Here is a 15549-nt window from a genome sequence, read left to right as displayed (position 1 = left end):
CCGGTGGGGCCGACCGGGTCGGTTGGACCGGCAGGGTCAGTGGGTCCGGCAGGGCCGGCGGGGCCAGCGGAGTCGACAGGGTCGGAGAGGCCGGCAGGGCAGTGGGGTCAGTGGGATGAACGGGGAACGCGGGATGGACGAGGTGCGTGGGATGAACGGGGTGCGTGGGATGAGCGGGGTGTCTGCGGTGTCTGAGGTGGGCGGGGAGACGGGCGTGGTGTGGTCGGGGGCGTGGGTGGCCGAGCGGCTGGGCGTCGAGCTGCGCGGTGACGAAGAGCTGACCGGGTTGCTGGGGCTCGCGCTGCGGCGCAACCCGAAGCGCGCCCATCTGCTCGTGTCGAACGTGCTGGGCAAGCATGTCCCCCAGCGTCCGTCCGTGGTCCGGGCCGCGGGGCACGACCTGGGGCTGCGGGTCAGGGAGCTGCTCGGTGACGAGGCGGCGGCGCGGGCCGTCGTGCTCGGATACGCGGAGACGGCGACGGGCCTCGGGCACTGTGTCGCCGAAGGCATCGCGCTCGCGCCGTACCTGCACTCCACCCGGCGCCCCGTCGAGGGCGTCGCCACGGCCGGCGGGTTCGAGGAGTCGCACTCGCACGCCAGCTCCCATCTGCTGCTGCCCGAGGATCCGGGGCTGCTCGCGGGGGACGGGCCGCTGGTCCTGGTCGACGACGAGTTCTCCACGGGGAACACCGTCCTCAACACCATCCGCGCCCTGCACGACCTGCACGCGCGTGAGCACTACGTCATCGTCGCGCTCGTCGACCTGCGTTCGCCCGGTGACCAAGGCCGCTTGGAGGAGTTCGCGCGGGAGATCGGCGCGCGCGTGGACCTCGTCGTGGCGGCGCGGGGCACGGTCGAACTGCCGGACGGTGTACTGGAGAAGGGGCAGGCCCTCGTCGCCGCCCACGAGCAGGACGCGCGGCCCCGGGGCGGCGAGCGGGAGCGCGGCGAGATCGTACGGGTGCCCGCGCTCGGCTGGCCCGACGGGGTCCCGGACGGCGGACGGCACGGGTTCACCCCACAGCACCGCGAGCAGCTTGAGGCGGCGCTGCCCGCCCTCGCCGACCGGATCGCCCCGCACCTGCGCGGACGCGTCCTGGTCCTCGGCAACGAGGAGTTGATGTACGCGCCGCTGCGCATCGCCACCGCGCTGGAGGCGACGGGCGTGGACGTGGCGTTCTCGACGACCACACGGTCGCCGGTCCTTCCCGTCGACGACCCCGGATACGCGATCCGCACCCGGATCTCCTTCCCGGCCCATGACGCGCCGGCCGACGGGCCGGGCGAGCGGTACGCGTACAACGTGGCGGGGGGCGGCTTCGACACGGTCCTCGTCGTCGTCGACTCCGCCGGTGACCGTGCCGAACTCGGGGCGCCGGGCGGGCTGTTGGAGAAGGTCGCCGAGCATGCCGGGCGGGTCGTCGTCGCGGTCGTCCCCTCGTATGTGCCGGGGGCGGCGGCGCCCGGGGCGGGGCCCGAGTCGACGCGGCTCGGGGCCCGGCTGCCCGAGCCGTTGCGGGGGCCGGAGTTCTCCTCGTACGCGCCCGATGAAGTGGGCTGGTTGTTGCAGGACCTGTCCGATGTGGCCCTGGAGGCGCCGACCGAGGAGCGCGAGGAGGCCGTGCAGAGCGGCGGGGCGCATTACGCGGAGTCGCTGCCCGTCGAGTACCAGCCGAGCGACCAGTACCAGGAGCTGTTCCACGCGGCCCTGGAGACCTCGGCGGCGCGGATCGCGCGGGCCGTCGGCGTCGTCACGGAGACCGTCCTCGCGGAGCGTTCGCCGCGCCCGGTCCTCGTGTCGCTGGCGCGGGCCGGGACGCCGGTCGGTGTGCTGATGCGGCGCTGGGCCCGGCGCCGGCACGGGCTGGAGCTGCCGCACTACGCCGTCTCCATCGTGCGGGGGCGCGGTATCGACGCGAACGCGCTGCGGTGGATCGCCGCGCACCACGACCCGGCGGACGTCGTCTTCGTCGACGGCTGGACGGGCAAGGGCGCGATCACGCGGGAACTCGCGGCGGCCATCGGGGAGTTCGAGAAGAGCGGTGGGGCGGCGGGTTTCGACCCGGAGATAGCGGTCCTGGCGGATCCGGGTTCGTGCGTGCGGACGTACGGGACGCGGGAGGACTTTCTCATACCGTCCGCGTGCCTCAACTCCACGGTCTCCGGGCTGATATCGCGGACCGTGCTGCGCGCGGACCTGGTGGGGCCGCACGACTTCCACGGGGCGAAGTTCTACCGGGAACTGGCCGGGGCGGATGTGTCGGGGCGGTTCCTGGACGCGGTGGAGGAGCGGTTCGAGGAAGTCGCCGAGGCCGTCGCCGTCGAGGTGAAGGAGCTGCTCGGGGCCGATCGGGCGCCGACCTGGGAGGGGTGGGCCGCGGTGGAGCGGATCAGTGAGGAGTACGGCATCCACGACGTCAACCTCGTCAAGCCCGGAGTGGGTGAGACGACCCGGGTGCTGCTGCGGCGCGTGCCGTGGAAGATCCTGGCTCGTGAGGACGCCGGCGCGGACCTCGATCATGTCCGTCTGCTCGCGGAGCAGCGCGGGGTGCCGGTCGAGGCGGTGGCCGAACTCCCGTACACGTGCGTGGGGTTGATCCATCCCCGGTTCACGCGGGGGGCCACGGGTGCGGACGGCAAGGCGGTGGCGGCGAAGTGACGGTCCTCGTAGCGAGCGACCTCGACAGGACGCTCATCTACTCCGCGGGCGCGCTCGCGCTCGGCATGCCGGACGCGCGGGCGCCGCGGCTGCTGTGCGTCGAGGTGTACGAGGGCAAGCCCCTCTCGTACGTCACCGAGGACGCGGCCCGGATGCTGGAGGAACTGGCGCGGCGCGCGGTGTTCGTGCCGGCGACGACGCGGACGCGGGAGCAGTACGGGCGGGTGCGGTTGCCCGGGCCGGCACCGAAGTACGCGGTGTGTGCCAACGGAGGGCATCTGCTCGTCGACGGTGTCTCCGATCCGCAGTGGCGGGCGGCGGTCGGGGAGCGGTTGGCGACGGAGTGCGCTCCGCTGGAGCAGGTGCGGGAGCGGATGGTCGCTTCCGCGGACCCGGAGTGGTTGCTGAAGGAACGGGTCGCCGAGGATCTGTTCGCCTACCTGGTGGTGGACCGGGCGGCGTTGCCCGAGGGGTGGGTCAAGGAACTCGCTGCGTGGGCCGAGGAGTTGGGATGGGGGGTGTCCTTGCAGGGGCGGAAGGTGTACGCCGTGCCGAAGCCGTTGACCAAGGGGGCGGCTGTGCGGGAAGTGGCGCGGAGAGTGGGGGCGGGGCGGGTTCTCGCGGCGGGGGACTCGTTGTTGGACGCGGATCTTCTGGAGGTGGCCGATCTGGGGTGGCGGCCGGGGCACGGGGAGTTGGCGGAGGCGGGGTTCGTGGCGGAGGGGGTTGTCGGGCTGACGGAGGTCGGGGTTCTGGCGGGGGAGGGGGTGCTGAGGGGGTTTTTGGGGGCGGTTTGATCGGGCGGTGCGCTTCGGCGCGGGGCGCTTGGGTGCGGGGCGGCTCGATTGGGCGTACCGGGGTGCTTGGTGCGGGGTGTTGGAGGCCGCGACCGGCGCGGGGGTGCGGGCCCGATGGGGCTGTGGCCCGGCGCTGGGGGCCGCCTTGCCCACCCTGCCGCCCCGGGCGGCAGATTGCCCAAGGCGGCGGGCGGGGCGGTGAAGGTGGGCGCGGGCCTTGGCTCGGGCGGGCGATTGGCGGGGCGGAGCGGTGCGACCTCGCGCCGGTCCAGGTCGGGGCCGTAGGAGTCAAGGGCCCCGCGCTCGTCCCAGGTCGTCCGGTGAGAAGGTCGGCGGCTGGCGGGAGTAGGCCCCGTGGCGTTCTGCGGGCGGCGTAGTCGCAGGCGCCCGCGAGTCCGCCTCAGCCTCCGCCCAGGGCGCCCCCGCGCAGCTCTCCGCATCCGCCCCCAGGACGCCCTGTGCGACCTCAACCGCAGCAGCCGCCTCCGCAGCAGGATGAGGCCGATGAGGCGGGCGCGGGGGAGGAGGATCGGGCGGCCGGGGCACCGGTGAGGGCGATCGTGGAGAGGAGTTTGACCGTGTCGGGGTGGCCCGACGGGCAGGGCGCCGGGTCCCCGGACGCGGCCATCGGACGGGACAGTTCGAACGTGTCGGCGCAGGTGCGGCAGCGGTACTCGTAACGAGGCATGCCGCACAGATTACGGCGCGCCCGAACCCCCAGGGCGCGCCCGAACCCCCGGGCGGGGCTGGAGCGCACCCCGCGCGCAGCGCCCACGCGCCACACCCGTAGGCACCGCCCGTTCGCCCCACCGGCACGACCCCACTCGCACGCAGCGCCTGCACGAGTCATCCGTCCGCAGTGCCCACGCGCACCCATAGGCACCGCCCGCACGCAGCCCCCGTACGACCACCGGCCCACCCGCACCCAGGGCCCGCCCGCCCGCTCCACCCGCACGCCCCCCTCCCGGCAAGGACACGTCACGTCCCCGTGCCGCGGGCCTCTCGGATGTGGGCGACGACCTGGGCCACCGTCTGGCGGACCGCCTCCGTCTCGGTGAGGAAGTGCCAGTAGTCCGGGTGCCGTCCCTCCAGGCCGGCGACGGCGCGGTCGAGGCGGCCGACCGAGTCGTCGAGGGGCCGCGCGTGCCGGGGGTCGGGGGTGGCGCGTCCGGCCATGGCGAGGCGTTGCGCGTCGCGGATGGCGAACCGGGTGCGGTCGATCTCCTGCTGGGGGTCCTTCTGCACCGCGTTCAGCCTGGTCAGGCGGTCGGAGGCGGCGGAGACGGACTCGTCCGTGGTGTTCAGCAGGGCGCGGACCGTGGAGAGGAGGGAGGTCGCGTCGGGCCAGCGCTGCTCGTCGCGGGCGGTGCGGGCCTCGGCGAGCTTGGTCTCGGCCTGCCGTACGTTCTGCGCGGCCTGCTCGGGTACGTGCTGGAGGTCCTGCCAGCAGGCGGCGGCGAACCGGCGCCGCAGTTCGCTCAGCACCGGTTCGACCTGGCCGGCGCGGGTCTGGAGGGCCTGGGCGCGGGTGCGCAGCGAGACGAGCCGGCGGTCGATCTCGGCGGCGCGCTCGGGCAGCCGCTCGGCCTCGGCGCGGATGGCCTCGGCGTCGCGGTTGACGCGCTCGGCGCGCTCCAGGGTCTGGGGGACGCCGTGCCGGCCGGCGCCCTCGTTCAGCTTGGTCAGTTCGGGGCCGAGGGCGGCGAGCCGGGTGGCCAGGTCGTCGGCCTTCAGGCCCGCCTGCCGTACGGCGTCGAGCGCGGTGGTCGCGGCGAGCAGGGCCTGCCGGGCGCGCTCGATCGCCGGGGCGAGCCGCGCGAGCTGGGTCTCCGCCTTGCCGAGCAGCGGGCCGAGGCTCTGCGCGAACCGGTCCAGGTCCTGCTTGGTCCGCAGCAACTCGTCCTTGGCCTGCGTCAGTTCGGCGCGGGCGCGGGACGCGGCGGCAGCCTCCAGGTCGTCGCGGTCGAGGTCGTGGGCGTCGACGGCACCGATGTAACGGCCGCTCGCCTCGTCGATCCGGCGGCCGAGCTGCGCGAAGTCGGACGCGGCGGCGCGGGCGGCGGCGGAGTCGTCGACGGCGGTGATCGTCTCGATGGAGATGCGCAGGTCACGCTGGGCGGTGTCCAGCTCGTAGAACGCGGCGGCGGCGTCGTCCTTGGCCGCCTGCGCCTCCGCCCGCTGGCTCTCGGCCCGCCCGCCGAACCAGCGCCGCGTCCCGCCCGCGCTGAACGCGGCCGTGGCCGTCAGCGCCAGCAGCGGTACGGGCAGCAGCGCCAGGGTGAGGAAGTCCCGTAGGCCCGAAGTGGTGTCCGGGGCAGGTCGCGGGGCGTGTCGCGTCGTTTCCCACGCCCCCGTGGGGCGCCGCCTCGTCGACTTCGCCACAAACCTCTCCCGTACTGCCCGTGGTGCCCGTACTGCCCGTGCTTCCCGTCCCGTCCGTGCACGTCATCGTGCCCGGGCCGGCCCGGTGTCCATTCTCCCACCGGTTGAAGACGAACACACGGGCCGTTCAGTTCGCGGGCCGCACCGTGATGTTTCCGTCGCCGGTGCGGGCGCTCACGCGGTGGGTGCTGCGCGGGTCGCGGGGCACGGACACGTGGACGGAACCGTCGCCGGCGCGGGTGTCGACGCGGTACGCGGTGGCGCCGCCCGGCAGGGTCAGCGTCAGGGAGCCGTCCGTGCTGGCGGCGTCCACGCGGTCGGGGACGCGGCGCAGGCCGATGTGGGCGCTGCCGTCACGGGTGGACACGGAGACCTGGCGGGCGTCGACCCCGGAGGCATTCAGGGAGCCGTCGCGGCCGTGCAGGCGCAGGGGGCCCTTGACGTCGCTGACGTGCACGGAACCGTCGTCCGACCGTACGTCGAGGCCGGCGTCCAGGCCCTTGGCCCGTACGCTGCCGTCGCCGTCGCGGACGACCACGGCGACGCCGCGCGGGACCTCGACGCGATGCCGGGCGGCGCAGTTCACGACGATGCCGGAACAGTGCAGCCGCAGCACGAGCCGGTCCTCGCCGGCCCGCCACGCCCACGTCACCTTCGGGTCCGATCCGATCACGGTCGAGCCCCGGAACCAGCGCGTGACCTCGACGCGGTCGCTCTTGCCGGGCACGAGGTCGAGCGCGGAGTCGTCGGAGTCGACGGTCAGCGTCCGGCCGTGCAGGGCGAAGGCGCGGTGGTCGGGATGCGGATCGTCGGAGGCGTCCGCGCCGCACGCGGCGACGGTCATGGCCGTCGCCGCCACGACCGTGCTCAGGGCCAGGGCGCGACGGGTACGGCGACTCGTACGGACGGTCATGACGAACTCCCCCAGAGGTTACGGTCCTTGCCGCGCCGCACGAGCGTCCGACGCCCTACGAACGTATGCGCCGCGACCCCCTCCCCGGCATGCGGACCGCCACCGGATCCCGGGTGGGGATATCCCCCGTACGAGTAAGTCCGGCATCCCGCGCGGGCAGGGCGGGCGGGGCGGGTTTGCCGCGGACCGGGATCGGCAGGGTAGGCTGTCGGCTCGTCCTGGTCGTGGAACCGGGGCGTTCGGGTGCGTAGCTCAGGGGTAGAGCGCCTGCCTTACAAGCAGGATGTCGGCGGTTCGAAACCGTCCGCGCCCACCACGAGATGTAGCAGGCCAGAGGCCCCTCGGCGTAATCGCCGGGGGGCCTCCCCTGTGATCGAAGTCCACAAAGAGTCCACAACCCCTGACGATCAAGAGGAAAGTCACCGGTTCGAGGGATTGATCGGGCCACGACAGGCCGTAGAGTCACAGGCGACGAGGGCTGGCGCGTCTCCCCGCGCGCGCCAGACAGGCGCTCGTCTGCCTCCTGTGGATCCCGGGCGGGGAGGCCCGGCCCACAGGCCACGGCCCCCGCCGCAAAGCTCGGCGGGGGCCGTTGCGTTCGACGGTAGACCCTCACACCCCATGTGGGTATTACACACGGGGTGTGCAGGATCGGAGCACGGCGATTCTCGGCCAAACTCGGATACGTGAAGGCGCCTCCCCGGGCGGACAGGCGTACACGCCGGGGAGGCGCCGTCGGAGCCCTCCCGTGGATGGAGGGCGGCTGGTGACGGCGTTGTCATATGCACGCTGCCGGACGGTTGCCTGAGACGTCGTGCGTTGCCCGACAAGTCACTCGAACGTGCATCGCATTCGTGCCGATCCTGTGCGCGCGATCTGACCAGTGATCCAAAAATGTACAGTCGAAGATACAGACAGACGATCATGATCGGGCGAGCGTTGAGCGGGTGCCGCCCGCCCCGCCCTCGCCCCGCGTCCTCGCCGCCCGGCGAGCCGTAGGCGACCGCATCCGGGCCGCACGCCTCCACGCGAACCTCACCCAAGAGGCCCTCGCCGAGGAGGCCGGCATGGACCGGCAGTCCATCAACCGCATCGAGCAGGGCCACGCGAGCCCGATCCTCGACAACCTGATCCGTATCGCTGACGCGCTCGGCGTCCCGCTCCGCGATCTCGTCTGATCGGGCGGCGGCCCACTCGCCGTCGGCCGCCGCCCGCCCGCAGGCACCACCGGCTGCGGGGGGGCAGACCGGGCCGCCCATCGGCGCGGGCGGCCCGGTATCCCGCCGCCTGACGGGGGGGATTGGCAGGCGGCGGGAGCTGAGGGTCAGGGGCGCCCAGCCGGTGAGGTCTGGTGCGGCGTCGGCCGGCGCATGCAGCGCCGGTGTCTCGTCACGCTGCGGCCTGGACCCGACGCGCTGAAGACCGCCTCAACTTCCACCTCTTGGCCAGGCCGGACCGGCTGGTCGCAGCGGGCGCAAAGCGGGTCCTGGAGGTGCGAGGTCTCCGCGGCCTTCAGCGTCTTGACCAGTTCGACGAGCGCGTCCGCCAGATGGCGCACGTACACGCGCATCGGCCCCACTGTGGCGGGCTGCCGCGGGGGGCGCTTGAGGAGTCGCTCGGTGGTCAGGGCCGCAGCCGCGAGGGGGAGGTGGGCGCGTAGCTCGGGGGTGGCGGCGGCCAGGATGGGTGCGGCCAGCTCCGTGAGGCCGTCGGCGCACTCGTCGAGCTGTGTGTGGGTGGCGACTGGGGCGAGCTGGAGGGCGGCGCGGGCGGCGTCCTGCGTCGCCTGGAAGCGGTTGGCGTGGGCGTCGGTGTTCACGTCCACCGTCCTTTGCTGAGGGCGCGTCGCAGCGGGATGGAAGCGGGGCAGGCCAGCCCGAGGAGGGCGCACTGCGGGCACGTGATCGTGTGCTCCAGGTACTGGCGGTAGACGAACATGACGGTGCAGTCGTGGCAGCCGCGGGGGAGGATCACGCGCCCGGTGTCGGGGTCGCGGCGTCCGCCGAGGTTGACGCTCGCCCACCCGACGAGGTTCACGTCGCACCAGGCGCAGGCGCGCCCCCGGCGCTGCGCCGTGGTCATCTCCGCCACGGGCACGTCCACGGTGATGCGTGAGGGCGCCTCGGCTGTCTCGACCTGGGGGGCGGTCATGAGGCCCCCGCGCAGGAGTCGCAGGCCCTCGGGAAGATGAGCCGCTGGGCGTCGGGGTCGATGCGCTCGCCGAGGTCGACGCTCGCCACGCCGACGAGGGGCCCCGCGCAACGGGCGCACGCCCGCCCGCACATCTGGTCCTCGTCTAGCACGGCCGCCCGCGCCTTCGTCTCGATGGGCTCGCCGAGGCCGATGCCGCTCGTGCCGTCCTGCTGCGTCTGACACCCCGCGCACAGTGACACCGTCCACACGCAGTCGGTGCCGTGCTGGCGGACCTCGTGGCTGGGCGTGAGCGACCGCGACACCGCGCCGCAATCCCAGCACGCCAAACCGTGGAGACGGGCGATACTCACCTCCTCAACCAAGGTGATGGCCCGTTCTCTGATTGTGCTGCTCATAGTCTGGCCCCCGGTCTGTGGCGTCCGATGCACAGATCATGGGCGGCTGGGGAGGCGGTAGGTGATACAGCGTGTATTACTGTCAGACGGCGCCGATCCACTCCGCGAAGTGGTGCAGCGTCTCAGCGTCGGTGCGCTTGAGCCGGATGAGTGTGGCCGCGGTCTCTCGGGCCCACGGGTGCTCGCGGGTGTGCTGCGGGGCGATCGCGCGGGCCACCTTCAGCGACTCGAACGCGTCCTCCATGCGGGACGCCCACAACTGCGCGCGTGCGAGTTCGATCCAGAAGCCGGAACGGCGCTCGGCGGGGAGGGCGTCGGAGGGGGCGCCTTCGCGGGCGACCGCGAACGCGGTGCCGACGTGGTCTTCACCGAGGCTGACGGCGACGGACAGCTCGTGTACGCGCACCGACTCGGGGCCGAATGCGGTACCGAGATAGCTGCCTTCGGGGACCTGCTGGCTCAGGCGGCGTGCCTCGGCTAGGTGGGCCCGCGCGCGGTCGGCGTCCGCTGCCCGCCCGGAGATGACCGCTGCGCGCATGTGTAGCGAACCCTGTGCGGCGGCTGAGGCTTCGTCAGTGACGGAGGGCGCCGAGTCGACGGCGGCCTCCAGCGCGCGGGCGCCGGCAGTGTGGGCGCGGGCGGTGAAGAACGTCTCGGTGCGGACGTAGGCGACGGTGGCGTCGAGTAGCGGCGCCTCAGCGTATGGGGCTGCCCATCGCATGAGTTCGATGAGGCGCGCGGACAGGTCGTGGGCGCCGTATTTGTAGGCGACCGCGTCGGCGCAGCGCGCGGTGGCGACGAGGAGGCGGGCCGCAGCACGCCGGTCGGGCGCGGTGTGGAATGCGGCCAGTGTGTCGTCGAGGAGTGCGGGTGCGTGCTGGGCGATGCGCCCGTATTGGGCTGCCAGTCGCCAGGTTGTGGCCTCGGTGACGGCGGTGTGCAGCTCGTCGAGGCTGCGGGCTGGCGGGTCGAGGGGGATGTCGTAGGCGGCGATGCTTGCGGAGATCGCGGGTAGCGCGGTGTGGACGCGCCGTTCGGTGCCCGTGAACGTGGACAGCAGCCGCGTTGGGTCCACGCCGAGCGCCGCGGCGATCGACTCCAGGGCGGCGTCGCTGGGACGCCGTTTGCCCTGCTCGATTCCTCGGATGGTGGGCAGAGACAGGTACGCGTCGCGGGCGAGGTCCTGCTGCCGTAGGCGTCTGGCTTTGCGGAGGATGGCAATCTGCTTGCCGAGCACGTTGTCGTCAAGTGCGGGCATACTGGCTCCAGTTCGAGGCGTCCACTTCGAACCGTACCCGCGCGGTCACGCGCTGGTGCGGGAACGGCTCCGCCTGTACTCCGCAGGTGGGGCCGCTCCCAGCAGCGATCAGCGGTCGAGCATGTCGACCAGGTCGATGAGTGAATCGACCCGGTAGTCGGCCACCGCAGCCACCTCCGGATCCTCTGCCCACAGATGTCCCCACGGGCCGCGTCGCAGGTGCGCTGTCCGAAGGCCCGCGCGCGCGGCTGGCAGCGTGTCGTTCTGCGGGTGGTCTCCTACGTAGAGGATCTTCCCGGCAGGAACGCCAGCCTCGGCGATGAGGCGGTCGAAGAACTGCTGGCTGGGCTTTGCGACACCCCACTCGCCCGAGGTGGCGATCAGGTCTGCGGGCAGGTCGAGGGCCCGCAGCAGCCTGCCGGCCTTATCGGTCTGGTTGCCTGCGACGATCACGCGTACCCCGGCCGACCGCAGCGCCGACAGCGCAGGGCGCACGTCGTCGTACAGGTCGGTCTCATCCAGGAACTCGCCGTGCCCCGCCTCCTCGCGCGCTCGGTAGGCCGCCGGAAGGTCGATGCCGGGCTGGAGCAACCGTAGAGCTTCGGCGTTGTCCTGGCCGCGGGTGACGACGGCGCCGACGAGCGCGGAGACGGTGTGCCGGGGAACATCAAGCCAGTCAGCCCACGATGCCCAGTACCGGTCGTCACGTACGAGAGTCTCGCCTACGTCGAAGGCGACGGTGTGCATCATTCCGCCCAGCCTAGAGGGGCTGGGCCTGCTGGCAGACGATGGACGGTCTGAGCATGACGAAAGGGCCCCGCCCTCCAGGAGGGCGGGGCCTTGTCAGTGGTACTGGCGCCGCTGCGGGTCCAGTCCGGCGGCCGACGGCGACGGCTGCCCGCCACCACCAGGAGCGCCGTCGCGTCGGCAGACCAGCGCGTCCGGATCGGCCGGCAGGGGCTGGAGGCTGTAGCCGTCGGGGCAGGTCTGTCCGTCGTGGCCGTCCTTCCCCGCGGGCCCCGGCGGTCCGGGCTCGCCCTGCGCCCCCGCTGGACCCGGCGGCCCCGGCGAGCCGGCCGCGCCCGGCGCCCCGGACGGTCCGGCCGGGCCGGCGGGCCCCTTCGCGCCGTCGCGGCCGGGCGCGCCGCTCGGCCCCGGCGAGCCGTCCCGAGCATGCGCGCCGGGGCTGCCCGACGGGCCCCTCCTGCCGGGCGTCCCGTCACGGCCGGGAGTGCCCGGTGCGCCGGACGGCCCCGGCTGCCCGGCCCCGTCCCGGCCGCGCTCCCCGCGCGGCCCCGCCGTAGGCGTGCCGCCGAGCTGGCGGACCTGCTCGGCGAGCGCGGCCCGGTCCTGGTCCGCCTGCCGGATCTCGACGGACTGGCGGACCACCATCACCGCGAGGAGCGCCAGCCCGGCGACGACGACGGCGGCGAGGGTGGCGAGGAGCCACTCGGCGCGCGGAAGCCGCCACGTTCGGGTGCGTCCATGAATGCCGGTCACGAGGCGACCACCGCCCAGATGGCGACGCCCGCCGACAGCAGCGCCAACAGCACGGGCACCACGAGCTGGTACATGCGCTGCTGCCGCTCGCGCTCGCGCCGGTCCCGCTCGGCGAGCTGGTACTGCTCGAACGCCACCTCCAGCGCGTCACGTTCGTCGCGGACACGCTGCACATCCTGGCCGAGGGACTGGAGGCGCTGGTCGGTGTACGCGGACTGGAGGCTGTACACCTCCGTCGACACCACCTTGTCGAGGCGCGAGTTGATGCCCTGCGCCATGACCTGGATCTCCTGGCGCAGCGCGGCGACCGAGCGCCCGAGTTCCCCGACGGTCTGTTCCTCGGGCACGCGGTCCTCCGATCAGTGTGCGGGTGTGGGGGTCAGGTGTCCGAGCGCGGTGTGTGCGGTGCCGCCCATCCGGCGATCCAGGATGCGGCGGCCGGGACGAGGGCGAGGACGACCGGCTCCAGCGCGTCGGGCATGCCGCTGATGAGGGAGGGGTCGTCGGTGACGGCGCCGAGGATGGCGAGCCCGGCGAGGCTGGCCAGGTAGGCGAGCGCCGTGGACGCCTTGACCTTCTTCTCGATGGGGGCAGAGGCCATGTCAGTTCTCCTTCGGGGTGTCGAGCGCGGCCCGGACGAAGCAGTCCTTGGCCTCCAGCAGCTTGCGCAGCCCGGCCGTGAGTTCCGGGCTGTCGGGCAGCTTCTCGACGAGCTTGTACGCGAGGTTGCAGACGTCGAAGCTGACGTCCTGGAGCGGCTGCGGCAGGTGCTGGTACTCGAAGTACTGCATCAGTTGCTGGGTGCCGGGGTGCCGCTGGCTGTAGTCGGTCATGAGCGTGCTCTCCTTCGGATCAGGTGGTGACGGTGAAGCCGTGGCGGGCGCCAAGGCGGGTGAGGGAGTCGCGGCCCGGGATGCCGTCGGCCGCCGCGCCCGTGTAGCCGCCGCCCGCCTTCGACCGCTGCCACTTCGCGTACGCGGTGACGGTCGCCGAGCCGAAGTGCCCGTCGAGGTACGGCTTCGAGAGGAGGCCGGCGTCGACGAGCGCGGCCTCGACGGTGCGGACCCCGGCATACGTGACCGGAGTGCCCTTCGCCTTCGGGTCGTTCTTCGCCGCGGCGATCAGCCTCGACAGCGACACCGTCGGCCGCGACGGCGCCGGAAGCGGCGGGTGCGGCTTCGCGCCGCCCAGCCGCGCCCCGACCCGCGCCCGCATCGACGCCATCGTGAACCCCTTGGGGTCGACCTTGCCGGGCTGCCACTCCAGGTGGCCGAGGGCGGAGCGCTCCGACCAGCCGTGGTGGCGGCAGAGCGCGGCGGCCACCCGCTCGATCGCCTCCAACTGGGCGTCCGGCCAAGGGTCGGAGCCGTCGCCGAGGTTCTCGCACTCGAACCCGTAGAAGCACCGGTTGCCGTCGACGGTGGCCTCGTTGTCCGTGGGCAGCGGACGCTCATCGATGATCGCGGCGAGGACGTCCGGGTCGCCGAGCCCCGCATGGTTCGCGCGGCCGTAGCCGACGAGGTGCACGACGCCGTCCTTGGCGATGACACCGTGGCACAGCGGGCCGGGCAGGTCGGCGTGTCCGTCGCGGCAGATCCGCACCGTGTTCGCAGTACCGCGGGTGACGGTGTGGTGGATCATCACGCCGTTCACGGGGCCCCAGGGCCCCTTGTGGTTGCGGTTGTGCGTGCGCCACGCGCCGACTTCCTGCACGCGTACGCCCTCGGCGCGCAGTGCCGCCAGGAACTGCGTAGGGGTCATGGGTGGTGCCATGGGGTCTCCAGACATGAGAAAGGCCCCGGCCGAGCGGCACAGGGCAGGCGTGGGGGGGGGCGGGTCAGGTGAGGTCTGTGGCGGTCGTGTTCTCCGTCGCTCCGGACTCGATGTTGATGCCGATCCCGGCGCCCGTGTTCGGCGCCTCTCCGCCCTTCCACTCAGCGCCACGGAAGTCGTTGCCGTAACGCTGGATCAGCGAGCAGGTACCGGAGACCGACAGCCCGTAACGGGCCTCGTTACCGGAACCGTTCGGCCGGCACTTGTTCCCCGACAGCGACACCGACGACGCGTTCGTGGAGAGGCGGATGCCGTAGTACTGCGCGTTCGCTGAACGGCCGGGACTCTTCACGTAGTTGTCCCGGATGTGCAGGTTGCTGCCGTTCTGGATGAGGATGCCGTTGTTGGCGGGCTCGCGGATCTGGTTGCCGATGGCGCTGGAGTGATCGCAGTTGACGAGGGTCATGCCGTGCGCGCCGACCGTCCACACCTGATTGCCGGTGATGACGAGGTTGCCGCAGTCCTCCGTGCTGATGCCCGTGCCGTTGATGTTGGCGATCACGTTCCCGGTGATCGCGGCGCGGGACACCTGCTGCATGCGGATGCCGTTCTGGTTGTTCTGCGAGCCGTCGATGCTGTTGGAGCCGACGGTCAGGTTGAGGATCTGGCCGGACGTCTCACCGAGCGCGATGATCGGTTCGTCGTAGCCGCCGCCCTGCCGGAACACGTTGCCCACGACGGACAGGTTGCGCATGACCTGGGAGGCGTTGGTCTGGTTGCCGTTGACGTCCTTGGTGTCCTCGGTGTCGGTGAGGATCACCGCGCGCAGGCGGACGCCGGAGCCGCAGCCGACGAACGCGTTGCCCGTGATCGTGGTGTCCTCCCAGTTATAGGCCGACACCGCGTACTGAAGGATGTTCTCGAAGCTGTTGTTGGCGACACGGATGCGGCGGTGCCAGCGGCCGATCGTGGCCGAGTGCGAGCCGACGCCGCGCGGCCAGGCGGCCGTGCCCACGGTGTCCGAATCTCCGAAGTGGTTGCCGTGGATCAGGATGTCGACGCACGGCGTGTGGTCGTACGGGCCGAACCCCCCGAACACGCCGACGCTCTTGGCCAGGTCGATCTGCACGGCCTCGGAGAAATCCCGGCCGCCGGGGTCGACGTAGCCGCGGAACCGGCAGCCCGAGATCGTGCCGTGCGACGTGGAGTTCAGCTCGATGGCGTGGAAGCCGGGCACGTCCCGGATCTCCAGATCGCGGATGACGATGTCGGAGGCGTGCCCGATGCTGATGCACATCGCCGATCCGGTCAGCCCCGGCGTGGTGCCCTGCATGTTCCACAGGCCGCCCTCGATCGTGATCCGTGAGTGCCCCGTGTAGCCGGGGAAGGACTGGCCGCCGTCCCCGTTGAGGAGAAGGGTGCCGGGTACCGTTCGCCGGAACTCCGCGCCCTGCATGAGGGTGAGCCGGGTGTTGGTGTAGATCCGCAGCGTCTGCCCGATGAGGTAGACGCCCGGCGGCACGATGACCTGCGCGCCGCCGATGTCCCTGGCCTCGTTCAGGGCGGCCTGGATGCCCGGTGACGCATCCACAGTGCCGGACGCGTCGGCGCCGTAGTTGACGACGGAGAACGTCCGTTGAGGGGTCATCGCCTGGAGGCGCCCGGCGGTGATGTCCATGCCGGGCCGCCAGTCGACAGGGGTAGCCAAGGCGGCCCCC

17 protein-coding genes and 1 tRNA gene are annotated in these 15549 nt (G+C 72.6%); 4 read left to right on the top strand and 14 right to left on the bottom strand.

Annotated features, from left to right (window positions below; translation table 11 throughout):
• Nucleotides 1–178: 178 nt before the first annotated feature.
• Nucleotides 179–2659 (top strand): phosphoribosyltransferase, encoded by a 2481-nt coding sequence (locus ACZ7LY_RS04190; RefSeq protein ID WP_471622953.1) that lies wholly within the window; start codon nt 179–181, stop codon nt 2657–2659.
• The gene (locus ACZ7LY_RS04185) at nt 2656–3456 is read left to right on the top strand and encodes an HAD family hydrolase (protein WP_471622952.1); all 801 of its coding nucleotides are present in this window, start codon (nt 2656–2658) and stop codon (nt 3454–3456) included. The genes ACZ7LY_RS04190 and ACZ7LY_RS04185 overlap by 4 nt, the downstream gene beginning before the upstream one ends.
• Before the next feature lie 466 nt (nt 3457–3922).
• Here ACZ7LY_RS04185 and ACZ7LY_RS04180 read toward each other — a convergent pair whose 3' ends face one another.
• The 3 genes from ACZ7LY_RS04180 to ACZ7LY_RS04170 all read right to left on the bottom strand — a co-directional run bounded on the left by ACZ7LY_RS04180 (nt 3923) and on the right by ACZ7LY_RS04170 (nt 6751).
• Nucleotides 3923–4144 (bottom strand): FmdB family zinc ribbon protein, encoded by a 222-nt coding sequence (locus ACZ7LY_RS04180; protein WP_471622951.1) that lies wholly within the window; start codon nt 4142–4144, stop codon nt 3923–3925.
• Nucleotides 4145–4434: 290 nt separating this feature from the next.
• Nucleotides 4435–5838 carry a hypothetical protein gene (locus ACZ7LY_RS04175; RefSeq protein WP_471622950.1) on the bottom strand — a complete coding sequence of 468 codons (1404 nt, stop codon included), beginning with the start codon at nt 5836–5838 and terminating at the stop codon, nt 4435–4437.
• Nucleotides 5839–5965: 127 nt separating this feature from the next.
• Nucleotides 5966–6751 carry a DUF4097 family beta strand repeat-containing protein gene (locus ACZ7LY_RS04170; RefSeq protein WP_471622949.1) on the bottom strand — a complete coding sequence of 262 codons (786 nt, stop codon included), beginning with the start codon at nt 6749–6751 and terminating at the stop codon, nt 5966–5968.
• Between the two features lie 241 nt (nt 6752–6992).
• Between ACZ7LY_RS04170 and ACZ7LY_RS04165 the strand changes: the two genes are divergently transcribed.
• Both ACZ7LY_RS04165 and ACZ7LY_RS04160 read left to right on the top strand, forming a co-directional pair.
• Nucleotides 6993–7067, top strand: a tRNA-Val gene (locus tag ACZ7LY_RS04165).
• A 631-nt stretch (nt 7068–7698) separates the two neighbouring features.
• Entirely contained in the window at nt 7699–7929 is a 231-nt protein-coding gene (locus ACZ7LY_RS04160; RefSeq protein ID WP_471622948.1) for a helix-turn-helix domain-containing protein, read from the top strand.
• A gap of 146 nt (nt 7930–8075) precedes the next feature.
• Here ACZ7LY_RS04160 and ACZ7LY_RS04155 read toward each other — a convergent pair whose 3' ends face one another.
• From ACZ7LY_RS04155 to ACZ7LY_RS04105, 11 genes are all read right to left on the bottom strand, one after another.
• Nucleotides 8076–8570, bottom strand: a complete 495-nt coding sequence (locus ACZ7LY_RS04155) for a hypothetical protein (protein ID WP_471622947.1) — start codon at nt 8568–8570, stop codon at nt 8076–8078.
• Nucleotides 8567–8902, bottom strand: coding sequence for a hypothetical protein (locus ACZ7LY_RS04150; protein ID WP_471622946.1), 336 nt, complete (start codon nt 8900–8902; stop codon nt 8567–8569). The genes ACZ7LY_RS04155 and ACZ7LY_RS04150 overlap by 4 nt, the downstream gene beginning before the upstream one ends.
• Nucleotides 8899–9207, bottom strand: a complete 309-nt coding sequence (locus tag ACZ7LY_RS04145; protein ID WP_471622945.1) for a hypothetical protein — start codon at nt 9205–9207, stop codon at nt 8899–8901. Before ACZ7LY_RS04145 ends, ACZ7LY_RS04150 begins: the two co-directional genes overlap by 4 nt.
• 175 nt (nt 9208–9382) lie before the next feature.
• Entirely contained in the window at nt 9383–10558 is a 1176-nt protein-coding gene (locus tag ACZ7LY_RS04140) for a helix-turn-helix domain-containing protein (protein ID WP_471622944.1), read from the bottom strand.
• Nucleotides 10559–10666: 108 nt separating this feature from the next.
• Nucleotides 10667–11308, bottom strand: coding sequence for an HAD family hydrolase (locus ACZ7LY_RS04135; protein ID WP_471622943.1), 642 nt, complete (start codon nt 11306–11308; stop codon nt 10667–10669).
• A gap of 93 nt (nt 11309–11401) precedes the next feature.
• The gene (locus tag ACZ7LY_RS04130) at nt 11402–12058 is read right to left on the bottom strand and encodes a collagen-like protein (protein WP_471622942.1); all 657 of its coding nucleotides are present in this window, start codon (nt 12056–12058) and stop codon (nt 11402–11404) included.
• The gene (locus tag ACZ7LY_RS04125) at nt 12055–12405 is read right to left on the bottom strand and encodes a hypothetical protein (RefSeq protein ID WP_471622941.1); all 351 of its coding nucleotides are present in this window, start codon (nt 12403–12405) and stop codon (nt 12055–12057) included. The genes ACZ7LY_RS04130 and ACZ7LY_RS04125 overlap by 4 nt, the downstream gene beginning before the upstream one ends.
• Nucleotides 12406–12437: 32 nt before the next feature.
• Nucleotides 12438–12659 (bottom strand): holin, encoded by a 222-nt coding sequence (locus ACZ7LY_RS04120; RefSeq protein WP_471622940.1) that lies wholly within the window; start codon nt 12657–12659, stop codon nt 12438–12440.
• A 1-nt stretch (nt 12660) separates the two neighbouring features.
• Complete coding sequence (locus ACZ7LY_RS04115) at nt 12661–12891, bottom strand: hypothetical protein (RefSeq protein WP_471622939.1); 231 nt, start codon at nt 12889–12891, stop codon at nt 12661–12663.
• A 19-nt stretch (nt 12892–12910) separates the two neighbouring features.
• Nucleotides 12911–13831: an N-acetylmuramoyl-L-alanine amidase gene (locus ACZ7LY_RS04110; RefSeq protein WP_471622938.1), complete on the bottom strand. Its 921-nt coding sequence runs from the start codon at nt 13829–13831 to the stop codon at nt 12911–12913.
• A gap of 64 nt (nt 13832–13895) precedes the next feature.
• Entirely contained in the window at nt 13896–15539 is a 1644-nt protein-coding gene (locus tag ACZ7LY_RS04105; RefSeq protein ID WP_471622937.1) for a right-handed parallel beta-helix repeat-containing protein, read from the bottom strand.
• Nucleotides 15540–15549 lie beyond the last annotated feature (10 nt).

The organism is Streptomyces sp. NPDC107550 (genome assembly GCF_055639095.1).
Note: the sequence above shows the minus strand (reverse complement) of the source record. Positions and strands in the feature narration are given on the sequence as shown.

Coding starts and splice junctions, on each gene's coding strand:
- ACZ7LY_RS04170 (WP_471622949.1), bottom strand. CDS start 6,751: ATGACCGTCCGTACGAGTCGCCGTACCCGTCGCGCCCTGGCCCTGAGC.
- ACZ7LY_RS04140 (WP_471622944.1), bottom strand. CDS start 10,558: ATGCCCGCACTTGACGACAACGTGCTCGGCAAGCAGATTGCCATCCTC.
- ACZ7LY_RS04180 (WP_471622951.1), bottom strand. CDS start 4,144: ATGCCTCGTTACGAGTACCGCTGCCGCACCTGCGCCGACACGTTCGAA.
- ACZ7LY_RS04115 (WP_471622939.1), bottom strand. CDS start 12,891: ATGACCGACTACAGCCAGCGGCACCCCGGCACCCAGCAACTGATGCAG.
- ACZ7LY_RS04135 (WP_471622943.1), bottom strand. CDS start 11,308: ATGATGCACACCGTCGCCTTCGACGTAGGCGAGACTCTCGTACGTGAC.
- ACZ7LY_RS04110 (WP_471622938.1), bottom strand. CDS start 13,831: ATGGCACCACCCATGACCCCTACGCAGTTCCTGGCGGCACTGCGCGCC.
- ACZ7LY_RS04150 (WP_471622946.1), bottom strand. CDS start 8,902: ATGACCGCCCCCCAGGTCGAGACAGCCGAGGCGCCCTCACGCATCACC.
- ACZ7LY_RS04120 (WP_471622940.1), bottom strand. CDS start 12,659: ATGGCCTCTGCCCCCATCGAGAAGAAGGTCAAGGCGTCCACGGCGCTC.